Source organism: Ottowia thiooxydans, from assembly GCF_040548795.1.
Taxonomy (GTDB): Bacteria; Pseudomonadota; Gammaproteobacteria; order Burkholderiales; family Burkholderiaceae_C; genus Ottowia; species Ottowia thiooxydans_A.
The window spans coordinates 21,977-38,347 of record NZ_JBEPSH010000002.1 but is presented as its reverse complement, the minus strand read 5'-3'; the positions used below and the strand labels follow the sequence as shown (position 1 = coordinate 38,347).

Genomic DNA, 16,371 nt, shown 5'->3' with positions numbered 1-16,371 from the left:
GGCCGCGGGACTTTGCATTTCATGGAACAGCTGCCGAGGCATTACATTCAGGGGTTTGTCCGCTAGTTTGAATACAAGGAGTGAAGGCATGAGCAACCCCCTCGATTTTTCCGGCCGCGTAGCCATTGTCACTGGTGCAGGCGGTGGCCTGGGTCGCCTGCATGCGCTGGGATTGGCCGCACGCGGGGCCAAAGTGCTGGTCAATGACTTGGGCGGTACCGTGAACGGCAGCGGCAGTTCGGCATCTGCAGCGCAAAAGGTAGTGGATGAGATCAAGGCCGCTGGTGGTGAAGCGATTGCCAACGGCGCCTCTGTAACAGACTTTTCTGCGGTACAGGCCATGGTGCAGCAGGCCATCGATACCTGGGGCCGCGTGGACATCCTGGTCAACAATGCAGGCATTCTGCGCGACAAATCTTTCGCCAAGATGGACCTTGACGATTTCCGGCTTGTCCTGGATGTGCATTTGATGGGCGCCGTGCACACCACCAAAGCGGTGTGGCCGCACATGGTGTCACAAGGCTACGGACGCATCGTCATGACCACATCGTCCACTGGTCTTTACGGCAATTTTGGGCAAAGCAACTACGGTGCAGCCAAGTTGGCTCTGGTGGGCCTCATGCAGACTTTAAGCCTGGAAGGCGCCAAGCATGACATTCGCGTCAATTGTCTGGCCCCTACGGCGGCCACCCGCATGACCGAAGGGTTGATGCCCGCCCCGGTGCTGGAGATGCTCCGTCCCGAAGCCGTAGTTCCCGCCATGCTGGTGCTGGCGTGCGAGGATTCCCCCTCGCGTACTACGCTGTGCGCAGGCGCAGGTACCTACGAGGCTGCTTTCGTCACCATGACCAAAGGGATGCACCTGGGCTTGACGCCGGACACGCCAGAGCGCCTATTGGCCAATCTGGCAGAAGTCACGAGCCGGACTGGCGATAGCGTTCCGGCGAGCGGAGCAGACCAGGGCACCAACGAAGTGACCCAGGCCATGGCAGCCCACCGCTGATCAGGCGCGCAAGGCACGTTTCGCAAAAGCCGCGTACTATAGAACCGAACGCGGTCAAAATCTGCATATCACAGCGCAGGCAGGCCGCCGGGAGCCCTCGCGTGCGCGTGGAATTGCCGCCTGTGATACCGTCGCCCCCCTGCCTGAGAAATGAGACACGATATGAAAAAGCTAAGGAGCCAATTAGCGGCGCTGCCTGGCGACCGACTGCGGGGTATTCGCCGTGGAATCGAAAAAGAAAGCCTGCGTGTCCAACCAGATGGTCGGTTGGCGCTCACGCCGCATCCTGCTGCTTTGGGTTCTGCGCTGACCCACCCCCATATCACCACCGATTTCAGTGAATCGCAGGTGGAACTGGTCACGGGCGTGCACGGTAGCGTCGAAGCTTGCCTGGAAGAATTGACGCAGATCCATCAGGAAACCTATCGCGTGCTTGATGAAGCGGGCGATGAAATGCTCTGGGTCTCCAGCATGCCGTGCGCATTGCCTCCGGATGAAATGATTCCCTTGGGCTTCTACGGAAGCTCCAATGTCGCGCGAGCCAAAAGCGTCTACCGGATGGGCCTGGGCCATCGGTATGGTCGGCGCATGCAAACCATTTCGGGTATTCACTACAACTGGTCCATGCCTGGTGTGACCAGCGATGAGTATTTTGGTCTTATCCGAAATTTTCGCCGGCATGCCTTCCTGATGCTGTTTTTGTTCGGCGCTTCGCCCGCGGTGTGTTCCTGCTTCGTTGAAGGGCGACCTCACGAACTTGAGGCGCTCAGTGAAAACACCATGTACCTGCCCCATGCCACTTCGCTTCGCATGGGGCGTCTGGGTTACCAGAGCGAAGCCCAGACATCTCTGGCGGTCAGCTACAACAGCCTCGAAGGCTACGGAGCCTCGCTGGAAGACGCCTTGACACGCCCTTACCCAGCTTACGAATCCGTGGGTTTGCGCAATCCTGGCGGCGACTACAACCAGTTGGCGACCACCTTGCTGCAGATCGAAAATGAGTTCTACGGCACCATCCGGCCCAAGCGAGTGATTTTCCCGGGGGAGCGCCCTTTGCATGCGCTGCGCGAAAGAGGCGTGGAGTACGTCGAAGTGCGCCTGATGGATCTGGATCCGTTTGTGCCTATTGGTATTACCGCGGAGACGGGCCGTTTCATTGACATGTTCCTCTTGCACGCGTTGTTTTCGGACAGTCCTCCAGACACTCCGCAGGAAATTGCAGCCCTCGGGCGCAACCAGCACCGCACAGCAGCTCGAGGTCGGGAGCCAGGGCTCATGCTCGAGCGTGATGGTGGGGAGATCTCGCTGCAGCAATGGGGCAACGAATTACTGAGTGAGTTTGATCCCATCGCAGACGCTCTTGATGCAGCTCATGGTGGCAACGCCTACCGCGCAGCTCTCGATGCGGCGGTGGCGGCCATGCGTGCGCCTGAGAACTTGCCGTCCGCGCGCGTGCTGAGCGCCATGCAAAGCGAGTTTGGGAACAGTTTCATGGGCTTCGTGCGTGAGCGATCCACTCAAACACGCATCGAATTGCTTGCGTTGCCTTATCCGCATGAGTGGCAACAGCATTTTGAGAAGCTTGCTGCAGAGTCGGTGCAATCGCGCAAGCGGATCGAAGCCTCGGACACGATGCCATTCGAGCAGTACCGTGAGGCCTATACTTCGCCCGATCGGCTGGGCCTGCGCACAGGCGCTCTGATGGCCAACGCAGAATCCGTCTGACAAGTCCTGTAGGCGGGCAGCTTGAGCGCTCCATCACACAGCGCTTTGGAGGGCGCTCTCTACCTTCTCGACCCTAAAAGTGTTTATAGTGGATAAGTAATTCTTGATGCAGCGTAAACGCGCCACGCATGCGGCCTAGCGTCCGATGCATGGCATTGAATAGCGTTGTGAAGCAGTCCCCGAAGCTATATGGAGCACGGACTGTAAAGATTGCATTTTTAGGAAGTAACTTATGTCCTCCAGTCGCGGTCGTAGTCGAGAAGTCGCCACGCTCTTTCGTCAAAGCACGGACCTCGCGCTCGCTGCCCCTCAGGTTGTCGCCCATCGCATGGCCCGCATGACTGCAGGCAGTGGCGGCATGCCCTCGGCGCGTGACCAAAAAGAGTTCACGCAAATGGTGGTAGAGAAGCAGGTGGCATTTGGTCAAGCGTGGGTAGCCATGGTCATGCATGCCGCGATGTCCGGCCCCTCCCTGTTGATGGCCATGGCACAGCCCTGGGGTCCCCCCTGGACTGGGCAAGCCACGCCTGCAAGCAAGTCAGCACTGGCTTTGTGGCAGAGTGCAACGCTTGGCATGCTCAATGCGGGGCTGGCGCCTGTGCGCGCCAAGGCGGTCGCGAACGCCAAGCGCCTAGCGCGCGGTTGATCACAGAACTTGAATAGTTGAAGCGCTGCGCAGGGCTTCAACCCGCCGAATAGCTCAGGACAGGCCAAGCTCGGCCCGAACGGACGGGGTTTAGGGTTCACTATTCACCCCGGGCCATGAATAGCCGCTTAGCGTGAGCGGCTTTTTTTCGAGGCTAGCTTGGGGGCGGTTTTTGGAGCTGCTTTGGGCTTGGGCCTGGGCAGTGCTTCGGCTGTGGCCATCACCAGTGAACGCAGCCATTCGCGTTCGTCCCACCTGTCTGCTGTGACCAAAAGGTGCGGCTTCACCTTTTCATAGAACGTTCCCCACACCGGCGGATCCATGATGCCCACCCCGGCGTCTGTGGGCTTGACATACAGCATGTCATTGCAAACAAAGGCGACGGGTTTGTCGTCTACATACACACAGTATTCGCCAAACATTCGCCGCGAGCGCAGCCCGGGCAGGTCGCCAAGCTGATCAAACAGGAATGCGATCGTTTCGGGCTGGGTAGACATGATGTTTGGGCTCCGCAGGAGTTGCCGCATTGGGACGCGGGTCGCACCCAGCTAATCGGTCCTTCTCATTGGGTGCAGCACGCGAGCAGCTTATTTCGGTGCCAGTCGGATAGCACCGTCCAGACGAATTACTTCGCCGTTGAGCATGTCGTTTTCAACGATCTGTTTCACGAGCTTGGCGTAGTCTTGGGGGGTGCCCAGACGACTAGGGAAGGGCACGCTGGCTGCCAGAGAGTCTTGCACTTCCTGAGGCATTCCGAACAGCATGGGGGTTCCGAAAAGGCCCGGGGCGATGGTCATATTGCGGATGCCGTTGCGTGCAAGATCGCGTGCGATCGGCAGAGTCATGCCCACCACGCCCCCTTTGCTGGCAGAGTAGGCGGCCTGGCCGATCTGACCGTCATAGGCAGCAACGCTGGCAGTGCTGATCAGCACTCCACGCTCACCTGTGTCTTCGGCTTCGTTCTTGGCCATGGCGTCAGCGGCCAGGCGGATCATGTTGAAGGTGCCCACCAGATTCACCATGATGGTTTTGGTGAACATTTCCAGCTTGTGCGGGCCGTTCTTGCCTACCGTCTTTTCAGCAGGGCCCACGCCTGCACAGTTCACCAGGCCCATCAGCTTGCCCATGGAAACGGCCTTGGCCACGACGGCCTGGCCGTCGGCTTCATTGCTGACATCGCATTTCAGGAACGCGCCACCAATCTCCTTGGCTACCGCTTCTCCCTTGTCGGCCTGCATGTCGGCGATCAGCACCGTGGCGCCTTCAGCGGCCAGCATGCGCGCCGTGCCTTCGCCCAAACCGGAAGCACCGCCTGTGACGATGAAAACTTTACCCTTGATCTGCATGGATGGCTCCTTTTGGTGTTGATTGTTTCAAGGTCGATTATCGGTTCTCGTTGCTTCGCGGCCTTGTGAGGTAGGAGGCTGCAAAGCAAATGGCCAGAGTGGGTAGCGCGGAGCCCGCCATCGGTACGATCTTGGGCAGCAGATGATAGAGCCCAATACCGGCCACCCAGATCAGGGTTGGAGTCCAGTGCACGCCTTGCGCATTGGCCAGCAACTGCTGGGCGTTGGCGCCCAAAGCCAGGCGGCCCAGAATGACGCCAAAAAGAGGCACGAACACCGAGCTCAGTAACAACAGGAACGGCTCCAGGCTATGCATGGGCAGCACCAGCGCAAAGGCCGTGCAAGCAGCGGCAATAATGATCCCCCACCGACGTACGCCCCATTTGGGGAAAAGGCTGTGGGCAGAGACAGAACCCGAATACGCATCTCCGTAGGCGTTGTCCACCTCGTCTATCAGGATGAGCGACAGCGCGATCAGCCCACCTTGAGCGAGCAGCAGGGCCGTGACAAGGTCTTGGCTGGGAAGCACCAACGCCACGAGCACCCCCAATGAGTAGCACCACATATTGGCTATGGCGTATCCCAACCAGGTACCGCGCAAGGCAGAGCGGCCATTACGGCCATGTCGGGCGTAGTCGGCAACGAGGGGAAGCCATGAAATAGGCATCGCAATGACCAGATCCAGCGCAGGAAATACGCCCATTCCACCTGTGCCGGGTCGGTTCCATAGCGAGGACAGACCTTGGGCTTGGGCGAGCGATAGAAACTGCCACGACAACCACAACAGAGAAAGAACCACCAAAGGCAGTGCAACGCGGGCGATGAGCTGGCGTACAAGGCGCACCATGCTGCCGCTGATCAGAGCAATGACTACTGCACCCCAGGCCAAGGTCGCAGCAAAGGGGGCGAGGCCGAAGCCGGCCGCCCCTGTGCTGGCCTCAATGAGGCCTGACTGCCGCGCCAATGCCACCGTGGCATCGCGCATGACCACAAGCTCGAACGCACCCCATCCCAGAAGTTGCACGATATTGAGCACAATGGGCAAGCTAGCGAAACGGCGACCATACACGGCGTGCATCAGCCCGGCACTTGCCAAGCCGCTGTCGCAGCCCAGCTTGGCAACCCAGCCCAGCAGTCCAGCGCCTATGAGGGATCCGAGCACGATGGCAGCCACGGCCTGGGGAGTGCTCAGCGCCGGCATGAGGTACGAGCCGACCTGCATGACCAGCAGACCCACCCCCAGGCTGAACCATAGGGAGGCGTGGTCGCGCATACCAAAGGCGCGGTTCTGCGGCGCAATGGGAGCCAGGGCTTCGTTGGTGGAGGCGGTTACGGCGTTCATGAAGTAGACAGGCCCAGCAGCCTGTGCAGTTGCGTGGAAGAAGTGGTGTATTGCAAATGCACGGGTGCTCCGGAGAGCTGCTCTGCAACTGCGAACGCGGCCAGTGTGCCCTCGTGAAAGCCACTCAGAATGAGCTTGCGCTTACCTGGGTAGGTATTGACGTCGCCCAGAGCGAATACGCCCGGCTCGCTGGTCTGGAATTTTTGCGTGTCCACCACGATTTGCTTGCGCTCCATGGCCAGATGCCAGTCTGCAATGGGGCCAAGCCTGGGAGTGAAGCCCTGCATCACCAGGAGCTTGTCGGCGCTTACAGTTTGCGGATGGCCTTCCACATTCAAGATGTGCAGAGCGGTCAGTCGGCCCTCTGACGCATCGATTCCTTGTGCCTGGCCGACTACCAAGTCAATTTTGCCTTCAGCACACAAAGAACGAAATCGCTCCACGGTGGCGGGCTCGGCTTGAAAGCCATCGCGACGGTAGAGCAAGCTCACACGGGCAGGGCGGGCCTCTTGCCGTGTGGCCAGATCTATGGCTTGTTCCAGCGCCAGGTCTTCCCCGCCAACGATGACTACCTGCTGGCCGCTCAAGACCTCAGGGTCGGGTGGTCTGTAGAAAAGGTGTTGGTTTTCAAGCTCATTCAGCCCGTCGAGCTTGAGCCGCTTGGGTTCAAACGCGCCCACCCCCGCTGCGATGAACACGGCTTTGGAAAGCAGACGCAGGCCTTGATGAGTGGTAAGCAGAAAGCGGCCATCGGGTTGGCGCTCCAATCCGTCTACACGATGGCCCAGATGCAGCGGAGGTTTGAAGGGAGCAAGCTGCTTCATCAGACCGTCAGCCAACTCTTGCCCGGAGCACACTGAAGTGCCGGGAATATCGTAGATAGGCTTTTGTGCGTAAAGCTCCACTGGTTGCCCGCCAACACGGGGCAGCGCGTCGATGATGTGGAAGGAAACAGCGAGCAACCCCAGCTCAAACGCTGAAAAAAGCCCCGTTGGGCCCGCACCGATGATGGCGACATCGGTTTCAATGGGCGAAGACGCGTCTTCAGCGATGTTCATGGCTCTCCCTCACAAAAAAAAGCGGCTGGCGCAGATCAAGCCTGCGTCAGCCACCGTGTATTTGAGCCGATTCTCACGTTTTGCGCAAACCCATGCGCAGGCGAGGGATGTGCTCGCCCCGTTTCATGGTTGGTGATGCGCGTTTCGGAATTAGCGCTTGAGTTCGGCCAATTTGTCGGTGCGGTCTTTCCATTCTTCAGCTGTGGGCAGCGGGTCTTTGCGCTTTGTGATGGTCTTGAAGTTGGCAGAAAGAGCCAGGTCAGCGTTGATCTTGATCATATGCTGCTGGTCTTTGGGGACGTCTTCTTCTGCGTAGATGGCGTTGACCGGACATTCAGGGATGCAGACAGCGCAATCGATGCATTCATCGGGATCGATGGTGAGGAAGTTCGCACCTTCCTTGAAGCAATCGACCGGGCAGACGTCCACGCAATCGGTGTATTTGCATTGGATGCAGGCTTCGGTGACGACGTGGGTCATTTTATTGTTACGGGATCAAAGTTGATAAATTATTCCGGCGCTCGGCTGCAGGCGTAATCTGGAAAATCCAGCGATTTTATCCCCGCGAGCGTTCACGGGGAATGTGGCCGCGCCGTCAGAGCGGTTATGGCTGGCAGGCAGCTTGCCCAGGCCCTTGGCCATCTCGATGATCTGCCAAGAGAAACAGCAGAGTTCAACGCACGAGTGCAGCCCCTGCGGTCTTGTGATTCGAAGTATCCACCAGGATCAATGAGCCCAGCGCACGGCTGTGCTGGAAAGGTGTCGCAGGAATGGCTTCCTGCAATGCCAGTTCTACATGCCCTATGGCGTTGGATTCAAGCTGGCTCGCCTCTTCCCGTGCCAGTGTCTGGATGTTCAGGCGCTCCACCACGCGCTTGACCTTGGCTTTGACCCAGCGATGGCCATGAAGAGCCCAGTAAACGCGCCCGGCGACCAGGGCTTCGTCATCCAGCCACGCGATGGTGGCATTGATCTCCCGCGTTGCAGGCCATGCGGAGCCAGGTGTGTCGCCAAAACCATCATCATCAGCCGGTGCGGAAGCTGGCACTGGGACCGCAACAATCCAGTCACCACGAGACACATCGAGCTCACGGTCCAGCACAATCCCTGCGCTGTGGCCGGCCGAGACAGTTTTGGGCGCACGGGCGTGGTTGAGCACGCGTGCCACCACGGCTGATTGACCGCTGGGCAAGACCTTGATGTGCGTGCCAGGGCCGACATGCCCCGTCGCCACACGACCCCAAAATACGCGGCGGCCTTGTGATGTGTCGCTGGAAGAGGAGAATTTCTCTACCCATTGCACAGGGAAAGCGAGCGGCAGCTCTGTCTCACGCGGGGTGACCGGCAGAGATTCCAGAATCTGCAGCAGGGTGGGACCCTCGTAGCCGCACCAGCCAGCCTCGTGCTGACCCGCTTCCACGACATTCCAACCTTTCAGAGCGGATATAGGCAGAACTGCTGCAGTCTGCACGCCTGCCTCGTTGGCAAAGGCTTGCAAGGCACCGCGTATATGCGCAAAAGCCAGTGCCGGGTCTGCCACGGCATCCAGCTTGTTGACCGTGAAAACCACCGAAGGCACACGCAGCAACTGCAGTAACAGTGTATGGCGCCGGGTCTGAGGCAGCAGCTCAAGCCCTGCGTCTTGCCAGGCCAGCTTGGTAGCATCCACCAGCACCACCGCCGCATCCGCCTGAGAAGCGGCCGTCACCATATTGCGCGTGTACTGCTCATGCCCCGGCGCATCACCAATGATGAACTTGCGCGATTCGGTACTGAAGTAGCGATAAGCCACGTCAATCGTGATCCCTTGCTCACGCTCGGCAGACAACCCGTCCGTCAGCAGCGCCAGATCCGTCTCACCCTGCCTCATCACGCCCGCCAGGTGATCCTGCAACACCGACTTGCTGTCCACCAGCAACCGCCCAATCAAAGTGCTCTTGCCATCATCCACGCTTCCGCAAGTAATAAACCGCAGCGCAGTCCGCGTGTCATCCTTGGATTCAATCCCCGCCGAAACTTCAGGAGAAACCGTCAATTCAATTGTCATCACATCACCTCTAAATAGGTTAGAGCATCAAAGGCCGGGCCCTAGCCCGCCGTTGTCCGGGAGCACCACGGCGAAGGCTTTGCCGAGACGCTGGTGCGTCCCCTTGAGGGGAAGGCGCCGGAGGCGCCACAGGGGTGCTCAAAAGTCCCCCGCCGCCCTTCGTGAGCACCACGGCGAAGGCTTCGCCGAGACGCTGGTGCGTCCCCCTGAGGGGAAGACGCCGAAGGCGCCACAGGGCTGCTCAAAAGTCCCCCGCCGCCCTTCGTGAGCACCACGGCGAAGGCTTCGCCGAGACGCTGGTGCGTCCCCTTGAGGGGAAGGCGCGCAGCGCCTCAGGGGTGGGCTAAAAATACCCGTCTTTCTTACGCTTCTCCATGGAAGCCTCAGAGGTCTTGTCATCCATCCGCGTGGCGCCGCGCTCACTGACATCCGCAGCCAGGGTCTCGATCACAATCTCACCTGGTGAGCTCGCCAGACTGGGCACCGGGCAGGTGCAGGTGATGTCGCCTACCGTACGGAAGCGCACAGTGCGCGCTTGCACAGTCTCATCTTCCCTGGCGGGCGTGAGCGGCGTGACAGGAACGAGCAAGCCCCTGCGCTCCACCACCTCTCGCTGGTGCGCGTAGTAGAGGCTCGGCAGGTCGATGTTTTCGCGTTCGATGTACTGCCACACATCGAGCTCTGTCCAGTTGCTGATGGGGAACACCCGGAAGTGCTCGCCGTTGCTCAGACGCGTGTTGAACAAGGTCCAGAGCTCAGGCCGCTGGGCCTTGGGCTGCCATTGGCCAAAGCTGTCGCGATGGCTGAAGATGCGTTCTTTGGCGCGCGCCTTCTCTTCGTCTCGCCGGGCTCCACCGATGAGTGCGTCAAAGCGAAATTCTTCAATGGCCTCCAGCAAGGTGACGGATTGATGGACATTGCGGCTTTCACCTGGGTGCGCCAGGCGCACCGTGCCACGCGCCATGCTGTCTTCCACGTTTCGTACGATGAGCTTGGCTTCCAGCTCCTTGGCACGCTGGTCCCGGAAGTCCGTGACTTCTGGAAAATTGTGCCCGGTATCTATCATCAGCAAGGGGTAGGGGAGTCTCCCCACGCCAAAGGCTTTTTCCGCGCATTTGAGAAGCACCAGCGAATCCTTGCCGCCCGAAAACAACAAGGCAGGGCGTTCAAAAGATGCGGCTACCTCGCGCAGAATGAAGATGGTTTCTTCCTCCAGAGCGTCCAGATGGGCATTGCTCAGCTGAGGCCTGGGGTGCAAGAGTTCGTGGTCAGTGCGGGCGTTCATGCGTGAGCCTGTGATGCTGATGGGCTGAGGGAAGAAGATAAAGCTGGCTTGACATGCAGGCCGCATTCCTTGGCGGATTCGTTTTCCCACCACCATCGACCGGCGCGAAAATCCTCGCCTACTGTCACGGCGCGCGTGCAGGGTGCGCAGCCTATGCTGGGGTAGAACTGATCGTGCAACGGGTTGTACGCAACCTTGTTCTCCGCAATGAAGTGCCACACGTCTGACCAGGTCCAGTTGGCCAGAGGGTTGTACTTGAGCAGACCTTTGCTTTCTACCTCGGAACGGTCCACCAGACTCACCTCCGCGCGGGCACCGGATTGTTCGCGGCGAAGTCCGGTCACCCAGGCGTTCTTGCCGGCCAATGCACGGGACAAAGGCTCCATCTTGCGGATGTTGCAGCAAGACTTGCGAAGCTCAATGCTCTTGTACATGGCATCTTTTCCCTCACGGCCCACGAACTGTATGACCGCTTCCTGGGACGGTTGATAGATCGTGAGTGGGGCGTGAGCGTGCTGCTCCTGCTGAGCTTTGAGCTGTTCGATCAGCGCCACTGTTTCGGCATGCAGCGCGCCAGTGTCGAGCACGAAAATCCCTATCGGCAACGCATGGGTGTTGATGAGATGCGTGATGATCATGTCCTCGGCGCCAAGGCTGCTTGCCTGGGAGACTTGGCCCGTCGCTGCGGCCTTGAGCAGCGTGACCACGGTCTCATGCAGCTTCGCATCGAAGTCCGGAGATGGGCGCGCATAAAGATCTATAGCCGACGAGGCCATCACTTCGGAGGGATCGAACCGCGAAGAGGGTAGGGCGCTGACGGCGGCATTCATACGGTCTCCGGCCGGGCAAAGTGAGGAAGGGGCTGTTGCGCGTCGCCTTGGTAGAAGCCGGCGTAACGCTTGAACTGTCTTTCGGCAACAGCAGGGTCTACGCCAGGCGCCAGCACGGCGCTGGTAAATCCGCTTCGCGACATCTGTACCAATTGGTCCACCAGGACGTCACCCGTGGCGCGAATATCGCCTTCGAATCCAAAGCGCCGACGCAGGAGGACGGCCTGGCTGAAAGCCCGGCCATCTGTGAATTTTGGAAAGTTCAGCTCAATAAGTTTGGCAGCCTGGATCGCGCCTTCCGTCGCGAGAGCTGAAAGGTCAGCGTCGTTGGCAATTTGCAGGGATTCGGAAGTGTCTGCAGCGGCGGAGTCTGTCGTGAGAATGTTCATGATTTTTATGGGGAGCTAGGGGAAACGGAAGGCGGTCAACGAACCGTTTCCCTGATCACTTAAGCCAGTGCCTCTTCGTTTTCACGATTGGCGCGGTGCCCTGAGCTGCGGGCGCCATTGGCGGCCAGCTTGAAGGGCTCATGCCCCACACGACGCAGCGTGTCTATGAAATGCTCGGCAGAGCTGGTTCGCAGCGAACGGTAGGTTTCCAGCACCGCTTCCACGACGCTCGGCACTTCGGCTGCCGTGAAAGATGGGCCCACGACCTTGCCGGGATGGGCGGGTCCTGAAAGCGCGGATCCATCGGATCCGCCAAGGGTGACCTGATACCACTCCTTGCCGTCCTTATCCACACCCAAAATGCCAATATGTCCGCTGTGATGGTGGCCGCAGCTGTTGATGCATCCGCTCATGTGCAGGTCAATGGGGCCCAAGTCAGTGACTTCGTCAATGTCTTGATAGAGCTCGGTCAACGCAGCGGCGATAGGCAGCGAGCGGGCATTGGCCAGGGAGCAGTAGTCGCCGCCCGGGCAAGCGATCATGTCGCTGATGAGGCCGATGTTGGGGCGAGCCAGGCCCAGGGCTTTGGCACGCTCGTAGAGGGCAGGCAGGTCGCTTTCATGGACCCAAGGCAAAGCGAGGTTCTGCTCATGGGTGATGCGAGCCTCACCTGCGCTGAACAGCTCGGTCAGTTCGGCCACTGCCTCCAATACTGACGCATCGGCATCACCGGGCGCTGCCCCAGGGCGTTTGAAGGAGAGCGTGACCACACGAAGATCTGACAACTTGTGAGCGCGTACGTTCTGGGTCAACCAGCGTTGGTAAGCCTTGGACTGGACATCCGTCTGGCTAGGCAGATTGGTTGGGCGCAGTTCAGGTTGGACGAAGCTGGCCGAGACGCGGCTTAATTCAGCGGGCGTGATGGTGTGCGGCGCGCCGTCCTGTTCGACGATGGAGCGGTATTCCGACTCCACCTCGTCAATGAACTTCTGGCCCTCGGCCTTGACGAGAATTTTGATGCGGGCTTTCCACTTGTTGTCGCGACGGCCGTAACTGTTGTAGACACGAATGACCGCTTCAAGGAAGTTCAGAAGCTGATCCCAGGGAAGGAATTCACGAACGACGGTTCCAATCACAGGCGTACGACCCATGCCGCCGCCTACTTTGACCGTGAATCCAACCTCGCCAGCCTCATTGCGCTGAGCCTGCACGCCAACGTCGTACCAGCCGGTGGCAGCCCGGTCTTCTTCAGAGCCATTGAAGGCAATCTTGAACTTGCGTGGCAGGAAAGCGAATTCGTGATGCAGCGTGCTCCACTGACGCACAATTTCCGCGAAGGGGCGCGTGTCTACGATCTCATCGGGCGCAATACCCTCCAGCGCTTCGCAGGTGATGTTGCGAATGGTGTTGCCACTCGTCTGGATGCCGTGCATGTTCACGCTGGCAAGAAGATCCATCACGTCTGCGGCCTTCGAGAGCGGAATCCAGTTGAACTGAACGTTGGTGCGCGTAGTGAAGTGGCCGTAGCCGTAAACCAGCGGTGGGGCGGCCAGCGTCAAGCCGGGTTGGGCTGCTTGCAACTCATCCTGAGTGGCCTGGGCCTGGGCCAGCAGCGCGGCGTCCGGCTTGTCATAGTCTCGCGCAATGCGGGCCAGCATCCGTAGTTGTGTGGTGCTGATCTCGCCGTACGGGACGGCAATGCGCGCCATGGGGGCGTAGCGTTGAACATACCAGCCGTTTTGAAGGCGCAAGGGCAGAAACTGCTCGTCTGTCAGTTCCCCCTTCTGCCAGCGATCTAATTGGTCTCGGAACTGCTGAGCTCGGAGGGTGACAAATTGACGATCGAATTCGGTGTATTGGTACATCAGTTTTATTCCGTGGGTCAGGCCCGCTGAGCGGGTTCAGTCGTAGACGGAATTTACCGGTGCTTTATTCCAAATCAAACCAATAGTTTGTTGTTGATATATGCTTATTTGTCATAAGAGGAGTAATCGCTCACTTGAAAGCGAAAAATCACGCTAGTAAGATGCTTTAATTTTTATAGCATTTAAATCAATACCAGCAAGGAAATCAACGGCTTATTGCTTTCAACGCCTGGTGGAGGAGTATTGGTGGCTGCTAAAAAAAAGCAAAAATCAGATCAGTGCAGTAGGAGGCGCGCAACCTGGCGCCGCCGCCAGCTTGCGGGAGGCGTGCCGTACTCGCGGCGAAAAGCTCGGCTGAAAGCGGTGTCGGTTTGATAGCCGATCTCTTGCGCGATGTGGATCAGGGGTGCGTTGCTGTGGCTCAGCAGGTTGGCGGCGAGCAGCATGCGCCAATGCGTGAGGTACTGGATCGGCGAGCTGCCGACCAGCCGTGCAAAGCGCTCGGCCAGCACCGAGCGCGAGGTGCAAGCCACCAGCGCAAGGTCGTCCAGCGTCCATGCGCGGGCCGGCTCTTTGTGCATTGCGTGCAGCGCGGCGCCGACAATGCGGTCGCCCACACCCGCGAGCCAGCCGGTGCGGCCATCGGTTTGCTGGTTCATGTACTGCCGCAGAACCTCGATGAACAGCACCTCCGAGAGCTTGGCGAGCACGCCGGCGCCTCCGGGACGCGGCGATCGCGCCTCGGCCAGCGCATATCGCACGGAGGATTCGAGCCACCTGCCGGCGTTGGAGCCGCGTACGCTGACCTTGATCAGCGGCGGCAGCCCCGCCAGCAGCAGTTGCGCGAGTCGTTCGCTGCAAGCGAGGTAGCCGCACACCAGCCGGGTCGTGTCGCCGCCGCCGCCATAGGCCAGTTGGCGCGGCCGGCGCGCGAGCACTTCGGCCAGGGGCGCACCCCGGGCGGGCGGCAGGCCGGGCGTTGAAGCCATGCGATGCGCATCGCCTTGCGGAAAGAGGATAGCGTCGCCTGCCACGAGGCGCACGGGCGGTTCGGTGCCCAACTCGCACCAGCACTCCCCCTCGGTGATGAGGTGAAAGATCACCACGCGCTCGGCACCGGGCTCGAGAAAGGGCGCCGCCATGTCGGCTGGCGGCGACTGGTAGCACCATGGCGCGGTAAATCGGGCATGGATGAATATCGCGCCCACGAGGTGGACCACGCGCAGAGTTTCGGATAGGGCGTCCATGGAAGGCGCCTCAGTTCGTGTCGATGTGCACAGCCAAGGGCAAGGCCTGCTGCGTCGCGCTGGGAATGGGTGAGCAGCGGAGGGCTTTCTCCACCAATACGCGCAGGAGCTCGGGGGCCACATCGTCGGCCGAGATGCGTACCTGCAATTGCAGCTCGCCCGGGGCAGGGTCTACCGGCTTGCCATCGGCGCCTTGCATGCCGAGCAGGCCGCGCGTGTCTGAGCGGCTGCTAGCGCGCAGTTCCAGCGCGCCGAGCGCAATGCCTTCGCGAGCAGCCTGCAACACGATGCTGGTGGTGGCGCAACTCGCGAGCGCCGCACGAAACAGCCAGCCGGGCGTGACGTCGTTGCCGACGCCGCCGAACTCGGCGGGCATGTCGGTCAGCACCCGCTGGCCATTGCCATGCAGCGCAATGACGCGTGCGCCACCTTCCCAGCGCGCGGTGGCCGGCGCATCGTCTTGCAGGCCGGCGCCGGGTCGGCGTTGCAGCAGGGTCTCGAAGCGGTGGAGTGCCGCAGCGATGGGGGAGGTGGCCATGGACGTCTCCAGGCTCCGGACGCCAGAAATGGCAGGGAGAGGACCATTCTAGGCTTCGTCGCGAGCCTCGCCAACTCTTTGCAGGCATAGACCACACAGCATGCCCGGACGATGAGGCAAGCCAGGGAGACGTTCGGGTAGGACGGCGCGCGACATTGCGCCTGATAGTACGGTTTCCACCCTGCCCATTATTTGAAGGAGCACACCATGAACATCGCCGCCACCGTACCCGCCGCCACCCCAGACCTCAGCGCCATTAAGGCGCGCCAGCAAGGGGCATGGGCCAGCGGCGACTACGCCGTCATTGGCACCACGCTGCAACTGGTTGGCGAGCGGCTGGCCGAAAGCTGTGACCTGCGATTCGACGAACGCGTGCTAGACGTTGCTGCCGGCAACGGCAACGCCACGCTGGCCGCCGCGCGTCGTGGTTGCCAAGTCACCTCGACCGACTACGTCGCCTCGCTGCTTGATCGCGGCGCCGAACGCGCAAGGGCCGAACGGCTCGATGTGACGTTCCAGACCGCGGACGTCGAGGCGCTGCCCTTCAAGGATGGCAGCTTCGACGCAGTCCTTTCCACCTTCGGCGTGATGTTCGCGCCCGATCAACCCCAGGCGGCAGCGGAGATGGCTCGTGTGTGTCGCTCGGGTGGTCGCATCGGCCTGGCCAACTGGACGCCGCAAGGCTTCATCGGTCAGCTCTTCAAGGTTTTGGGTGGTCACGTGCCGCCGCCGGCCGGTGTGCAGCCGCCGTCACGCTGGGGCGTCAAAGAGCACTTGCACACGCTGTTCGGAGACAGAGCCGCAGCGATTGCGCTGACACCATGCACCTTCAACTTCCGCTACCGCTCGGCGGCTCACTTCGTCGAAGTGTTCCGCACTTGGTACGGCCCGGTGCACAAGGCTTTTGCATCGCTACCGACCGAGGGGGCGGCCGCACTGGAGCGCGACCTCTGCGAGTTGCTGAACCGATTGAACGTCGCAGGGCCGAACTCGCTGGTGGTACCAAGCGAGTACGTCGAGGTCGTGGTCACGCGGCGTTGAGGCCCCTCG

Annotated in this window: 16 protein-coding genes; 4 read left to right on the top strand and 12 right to left on the bottom strand. The window is 60.3% G+C overall.

What is annotated here, in order from left to right; genetic code table 11:
• Nucleotides 1-88 precede the first annotated feature (88 nt).
• The 3 genes from ABIE13_RS03800 to ABIE13_RS03790 all read left to right on the top strand — a co-directional run bounded on the left by ABIE13_RS03800 (nt 89) and on the right by ABIE13_RS03790 (nt 3,374).
• The gene (locus tag ABIE13_RS03800; RefSeq protein WP_354441306.1) at nt 89-1,003 is read left to right on the top strand and encodes an SDR family NAD(P)-dependent oxidoreductase; all 915 of its coding nucleotides are present in this window, start codon (nt 89-91) and stop codon (nt 1,001-1,003) included.
• 162 nt (nt 1,004-1,165) lie between these two features.
• Nucleotides 1,166-2,728: a glutamate--cysteine ligase gene (gshA, locus tag ABIE13_RS03795; protein WP_354441304.1), complete on the top strand. Its 1,563-nt coding sequence runs from the start codon at nt 1,166-1,168 to the stop codon at nt 2,726-2,728.
• A 232-nt stretch (nt 2,729-2,960) separates the two neighbouring features.
• Complete coding sequence (locus ABIE13_RS03790) at nt 2,961-3,374, top strand: polyhydroxyalkanoate granule-associated phasin (RefSeq protein WP_354441303.1); 414 nt, start codon at nt 2,961-2,963, stop codon at nt 3,372-3,374.
• Between the two features lie 128 nt (nt 3,375-3,502).
• Here ABIE13_RS03790 and ABIE13_RS03785 read toward each other — a convergent pair whose 3' ends face one another.
• From ABIE13_RS03785 to ABIE13_RS03730, 12 genes are all read right to left on the bottom strand, one after another.
• Nucleotides 3,503-3,871, bottom strand: coding sequence for a TfoX/Sxy family protein (locus tag ABIE13_RS03785; RefSeq protein ID WP_354441301.1), 369 nt, complete (start codon nt 3,869-3,871; stop codon nt 3,503-3,505).
• A gap of 90 nt (nt 3,872-3,961) precedes the next feature.
• Nucleotides 3,962-4,720, bottom strand: coding sequence for a 3-hydroxyacyl-CoA dehydrogenase (locus tag ABIE13_RS03780; protein WP_354441300.1), 759 nt, complete (start codon nt 4,718-4,720; stop codon nt 3,962-3,964).
• Nucleotides 4,721-4,757: 37 nt separating this feature from the next.
• On the bottom strand, nt 4,758-6,062 hold the full coding sequence (locus ABIE13_RS03775) for a purine-cytosine permease family protein (protein ID WP_354441298.1): 1,305 nt from the start codon (nt 6,060-6,062) through the stop codon (nt 4,758-4,760).
• Nucleotides 6,059-7,120: an NAD(P)/FAD-dependent oxidoreductase gene (locus tag ABIE13_RS03770; RefSeq protein ID WP_354441297.1), complete on the bottom strand. Its 1,062-nt coding sequence runs from the start codon at nt 7,118-7,120 to the stop codon at nt 6,059-6,061. Before ABIE13_RS03770 ends, ABIE13_RS03775 begins: the two co-directional genes overlap by 4 nt.
• A gap of 150 nt (nt 7,121-7,270) precedes the next feature.
• Nucleotides 7,271-7,600 carry a ferredoxin FdxA gene (gene fdxA, locus ABIE13_RS03765; RefSeq protein ID WP_354441296.1) on the bottom strand — a complete coding sequence of 110 codons (330 nt, stop codon included), beginning with the start codon at nt 7,598-7,600 and terminating at the stop codon, nt 7,271-7,273.
• A 193-nt stretch (nt 7,601-7,793) separates the two neighbouring features.
• Entirely contained in the window at nt 7,794-9,167 is a 1,374-nt protein-coding gene (locus ABIE13_RS03760; protein WP_354441294.1) for a sulfate adenylyltransferase subunit 1, read from the bottom strand.
• A 343-nt stretch (nt 9,168-9,510) separates the two neighbouring features.
• Complete coding sequence (gene cysD / locus ABIE13_RS03755; RefSeq protein WP_354441292.1) at nt 9,511-10,452, bottom strand: sulfate adenylyltransferase subunit CysD; 942 nt, start codon at nt 10,450-10,452, stop codon at nt 9,511-9,513.
• Nucleotides 10,449-11,282, bottom strand: coding sequence for a phosphoadenylyl-sulfate reductase (locus tag ABIE13_RS03750; protein ID WP_436278370.1), 834 nt, complete (start codon nt 11,280-11,282; stop codon nt 10,449-10,451). The genes cysD and ABIE13_RS03750 overlap by 4 nt, the downstream gene beginning before the upstream one ends.
• Nucleotides 11,279-11,671 carry a DUF934 domain-containing protein gene (locus tag ABIE13_RS03745; protein ID WP_354441290.1) on the bottom strand — a complete coding sequence of 131 codons (393 nt, stop codon included), beginning with the start codon at nt 11,669-11,671 and terminating at the stop codon, nt 11,279-11,281. The genes ABIE13_RS03750 and ABIE13_RS03745 overlap by 4 nt, the downstream gene beginning before the upstream one ends.
• Before the next feature lie 59 nt (nt 11,672-11,730).
• Nucleotides 11,731-13,536 (bottom strand): nitrite/sulfite reductase, encoded by a 1,806-nt coding sequence (locus ABIE13_RS03740; RefSeq protein ID WP_354441289.1) that lies wholly within the window; start codon nt 13,534-13,536, stop codon nt 11,731-11,733.
• A gap of 275 nt (nt 13,537-13,811) precedes the next feature.
• Nucleotides 13,812-14,783 carry an AraC family transcriptional regulator gene (locus tag ABIE13_RS03735; RefSeq protein WP_354441288.1) on the bottom strand — a complete coding sequence of 324 codons (972 nt, stop codon included), beginning with the start codon at nt 14,781-14,783 and terminating at the stop codon, nt 13,812-13,814.
• A 10-nt stretch (nt 14,784-14,793) separates the two neighbouring features.
• Nucleotides 14,794-15,321, bottom strand: a complete 528-nt coding sequence (locus tag ABIE13_RS03730) for an OsmC family protein (protein ID WP_354441287.1) — start codon at nt 15,319-15,321, stop codon at nt 14,794-14,796.
• Nucleotides 15,322-15,528: 207 nt separating this feature from the next.
• Between ABIE13_RS03730 and ABIE13_RS03725 the strand changes: the two genes are divergently transcribed.
• Nucleotides 15,529-16,362 carry a class I SAM-dependent methyltransferase gene (locus ABIE13_RS03725; protein ID WP_354441285.1) on the top strand — a complete coding sequence of 278 codons (834 nt, stop codon included), beginning with the start codon at nt 15,529-15,531 and terminating at the stop codon, nt 16,360-16,362.
• Nucleotides 16,363-16,371 lie beyond the last annotated feature (9 nt).

Coding starts and splice junctions, on each gene's coding strand:
- ABIE13_RS03800 (WP_354441306.1), top strand. CDS start 89: ATGAGCAACCCCCTCGATTTTTCCGGCCGCGTAGCCATTGTCACTGGT.
- gshA (WP_354441304.1), top strand. CDS start 1,166: ATGAAAAAGCTAAGGAGCCAATTAGCGGCGCTGCCTGGCGACCGACTG.
- ABIE13_RS03790 (WP_354441303.1), top strand. CDS start 2,961: ATGTCCTCCAGTCGCGGTCGTAGTCGAGAAGTCGCCACGCTCTTTCGT.
- ABIE13_RS03785 (WP_354441301.1), bottom strand. CDS start 3,871: ATGTCTACCCAGCCCGAAACGATCGCATTCCTGTTTGATCAGCTTGGC.
- ABIE13_RS03780 (WP_354441300.1), bottom strand. CDS start 4,720: ATGCAGATCAAGGGTAAAGTTTTCATCGTCACAGGCGGTGCTTCCGGT.
- ABIE13_RS03775 (WP_354441298.1), bottom strand. CDS start 6,062: ATGAACGCCGTAACCGCCTCCACCAACGAAGCCCTGGCTCCCATTGCG.
- ABIE13_RS03770 (WP_354441297.1), bottom strand. CDS start 7,120: ATGAACATCGCTGAAGACGCGTCTTCGCCCATTGAAACCGATGTCGCC.
- fdxA (WP_354441296.1), bottom strand. CDS start 7,600: ATGACCCACGTCGTCACCGAAGCCTGCATCCAATGCAAATACACCGAT.
- ABIE13_RS03760 (WP_354441294.1), bottom strand. CDS start 9,167: ATGACAATTGAATTGACGGTTTCTCCTGAAGTTTCGGCGGGGATTGAA.
- cysD (WP_354441292.1), bottom strand. CDS start 10,452: ATGAACGCCCGCACTGACCACGAACTCTTGCACCCCAGGCCTCAGCTG.
- ABIE13_RS03750 (WP_436278370.1), bottom strand. CDS start 11,282: ATGAATGCCGCCGTCAGCGCCCTACCCTCTTCGCGGTTCGATCCCTCC.
- ABIE13_RS03745 (WP_354441290.1), bottom strand. CDS start 11,671: ATGAACATTCTCACGACAGACTCCGCCGCTGCAGACACTTCCGAATCC.
- ABIE13_RS03740 (WP_354441289.1), bottom strand. CDS start 13,536: ATGTACCAATACACCGAATTCGATCGTCAATTTGTCACCCTCCGAGCT.
- ABIE13_RS03735 (WP_354441288.1), bottom strand. CDS start 14,783: ATGGACGCCCTATCCGAAACTCTGCGCGTGGTCCACCTCGTGGGCGCG.
- ABIE13_RS03730 (WP_354441287.1), bottom strand. CDS start 15,321: ATGGCCACCTCCCCCATCGCTGCGGCACTCCACCGCTTCGAGACCCTG.
- ABIE13_RS03725 (WP_354441285.1), top strand. CDS start 15,529: ATGAACATCGCCGCCACCGTACCCGCCGCCACCCCAGACCTCAGCGCC.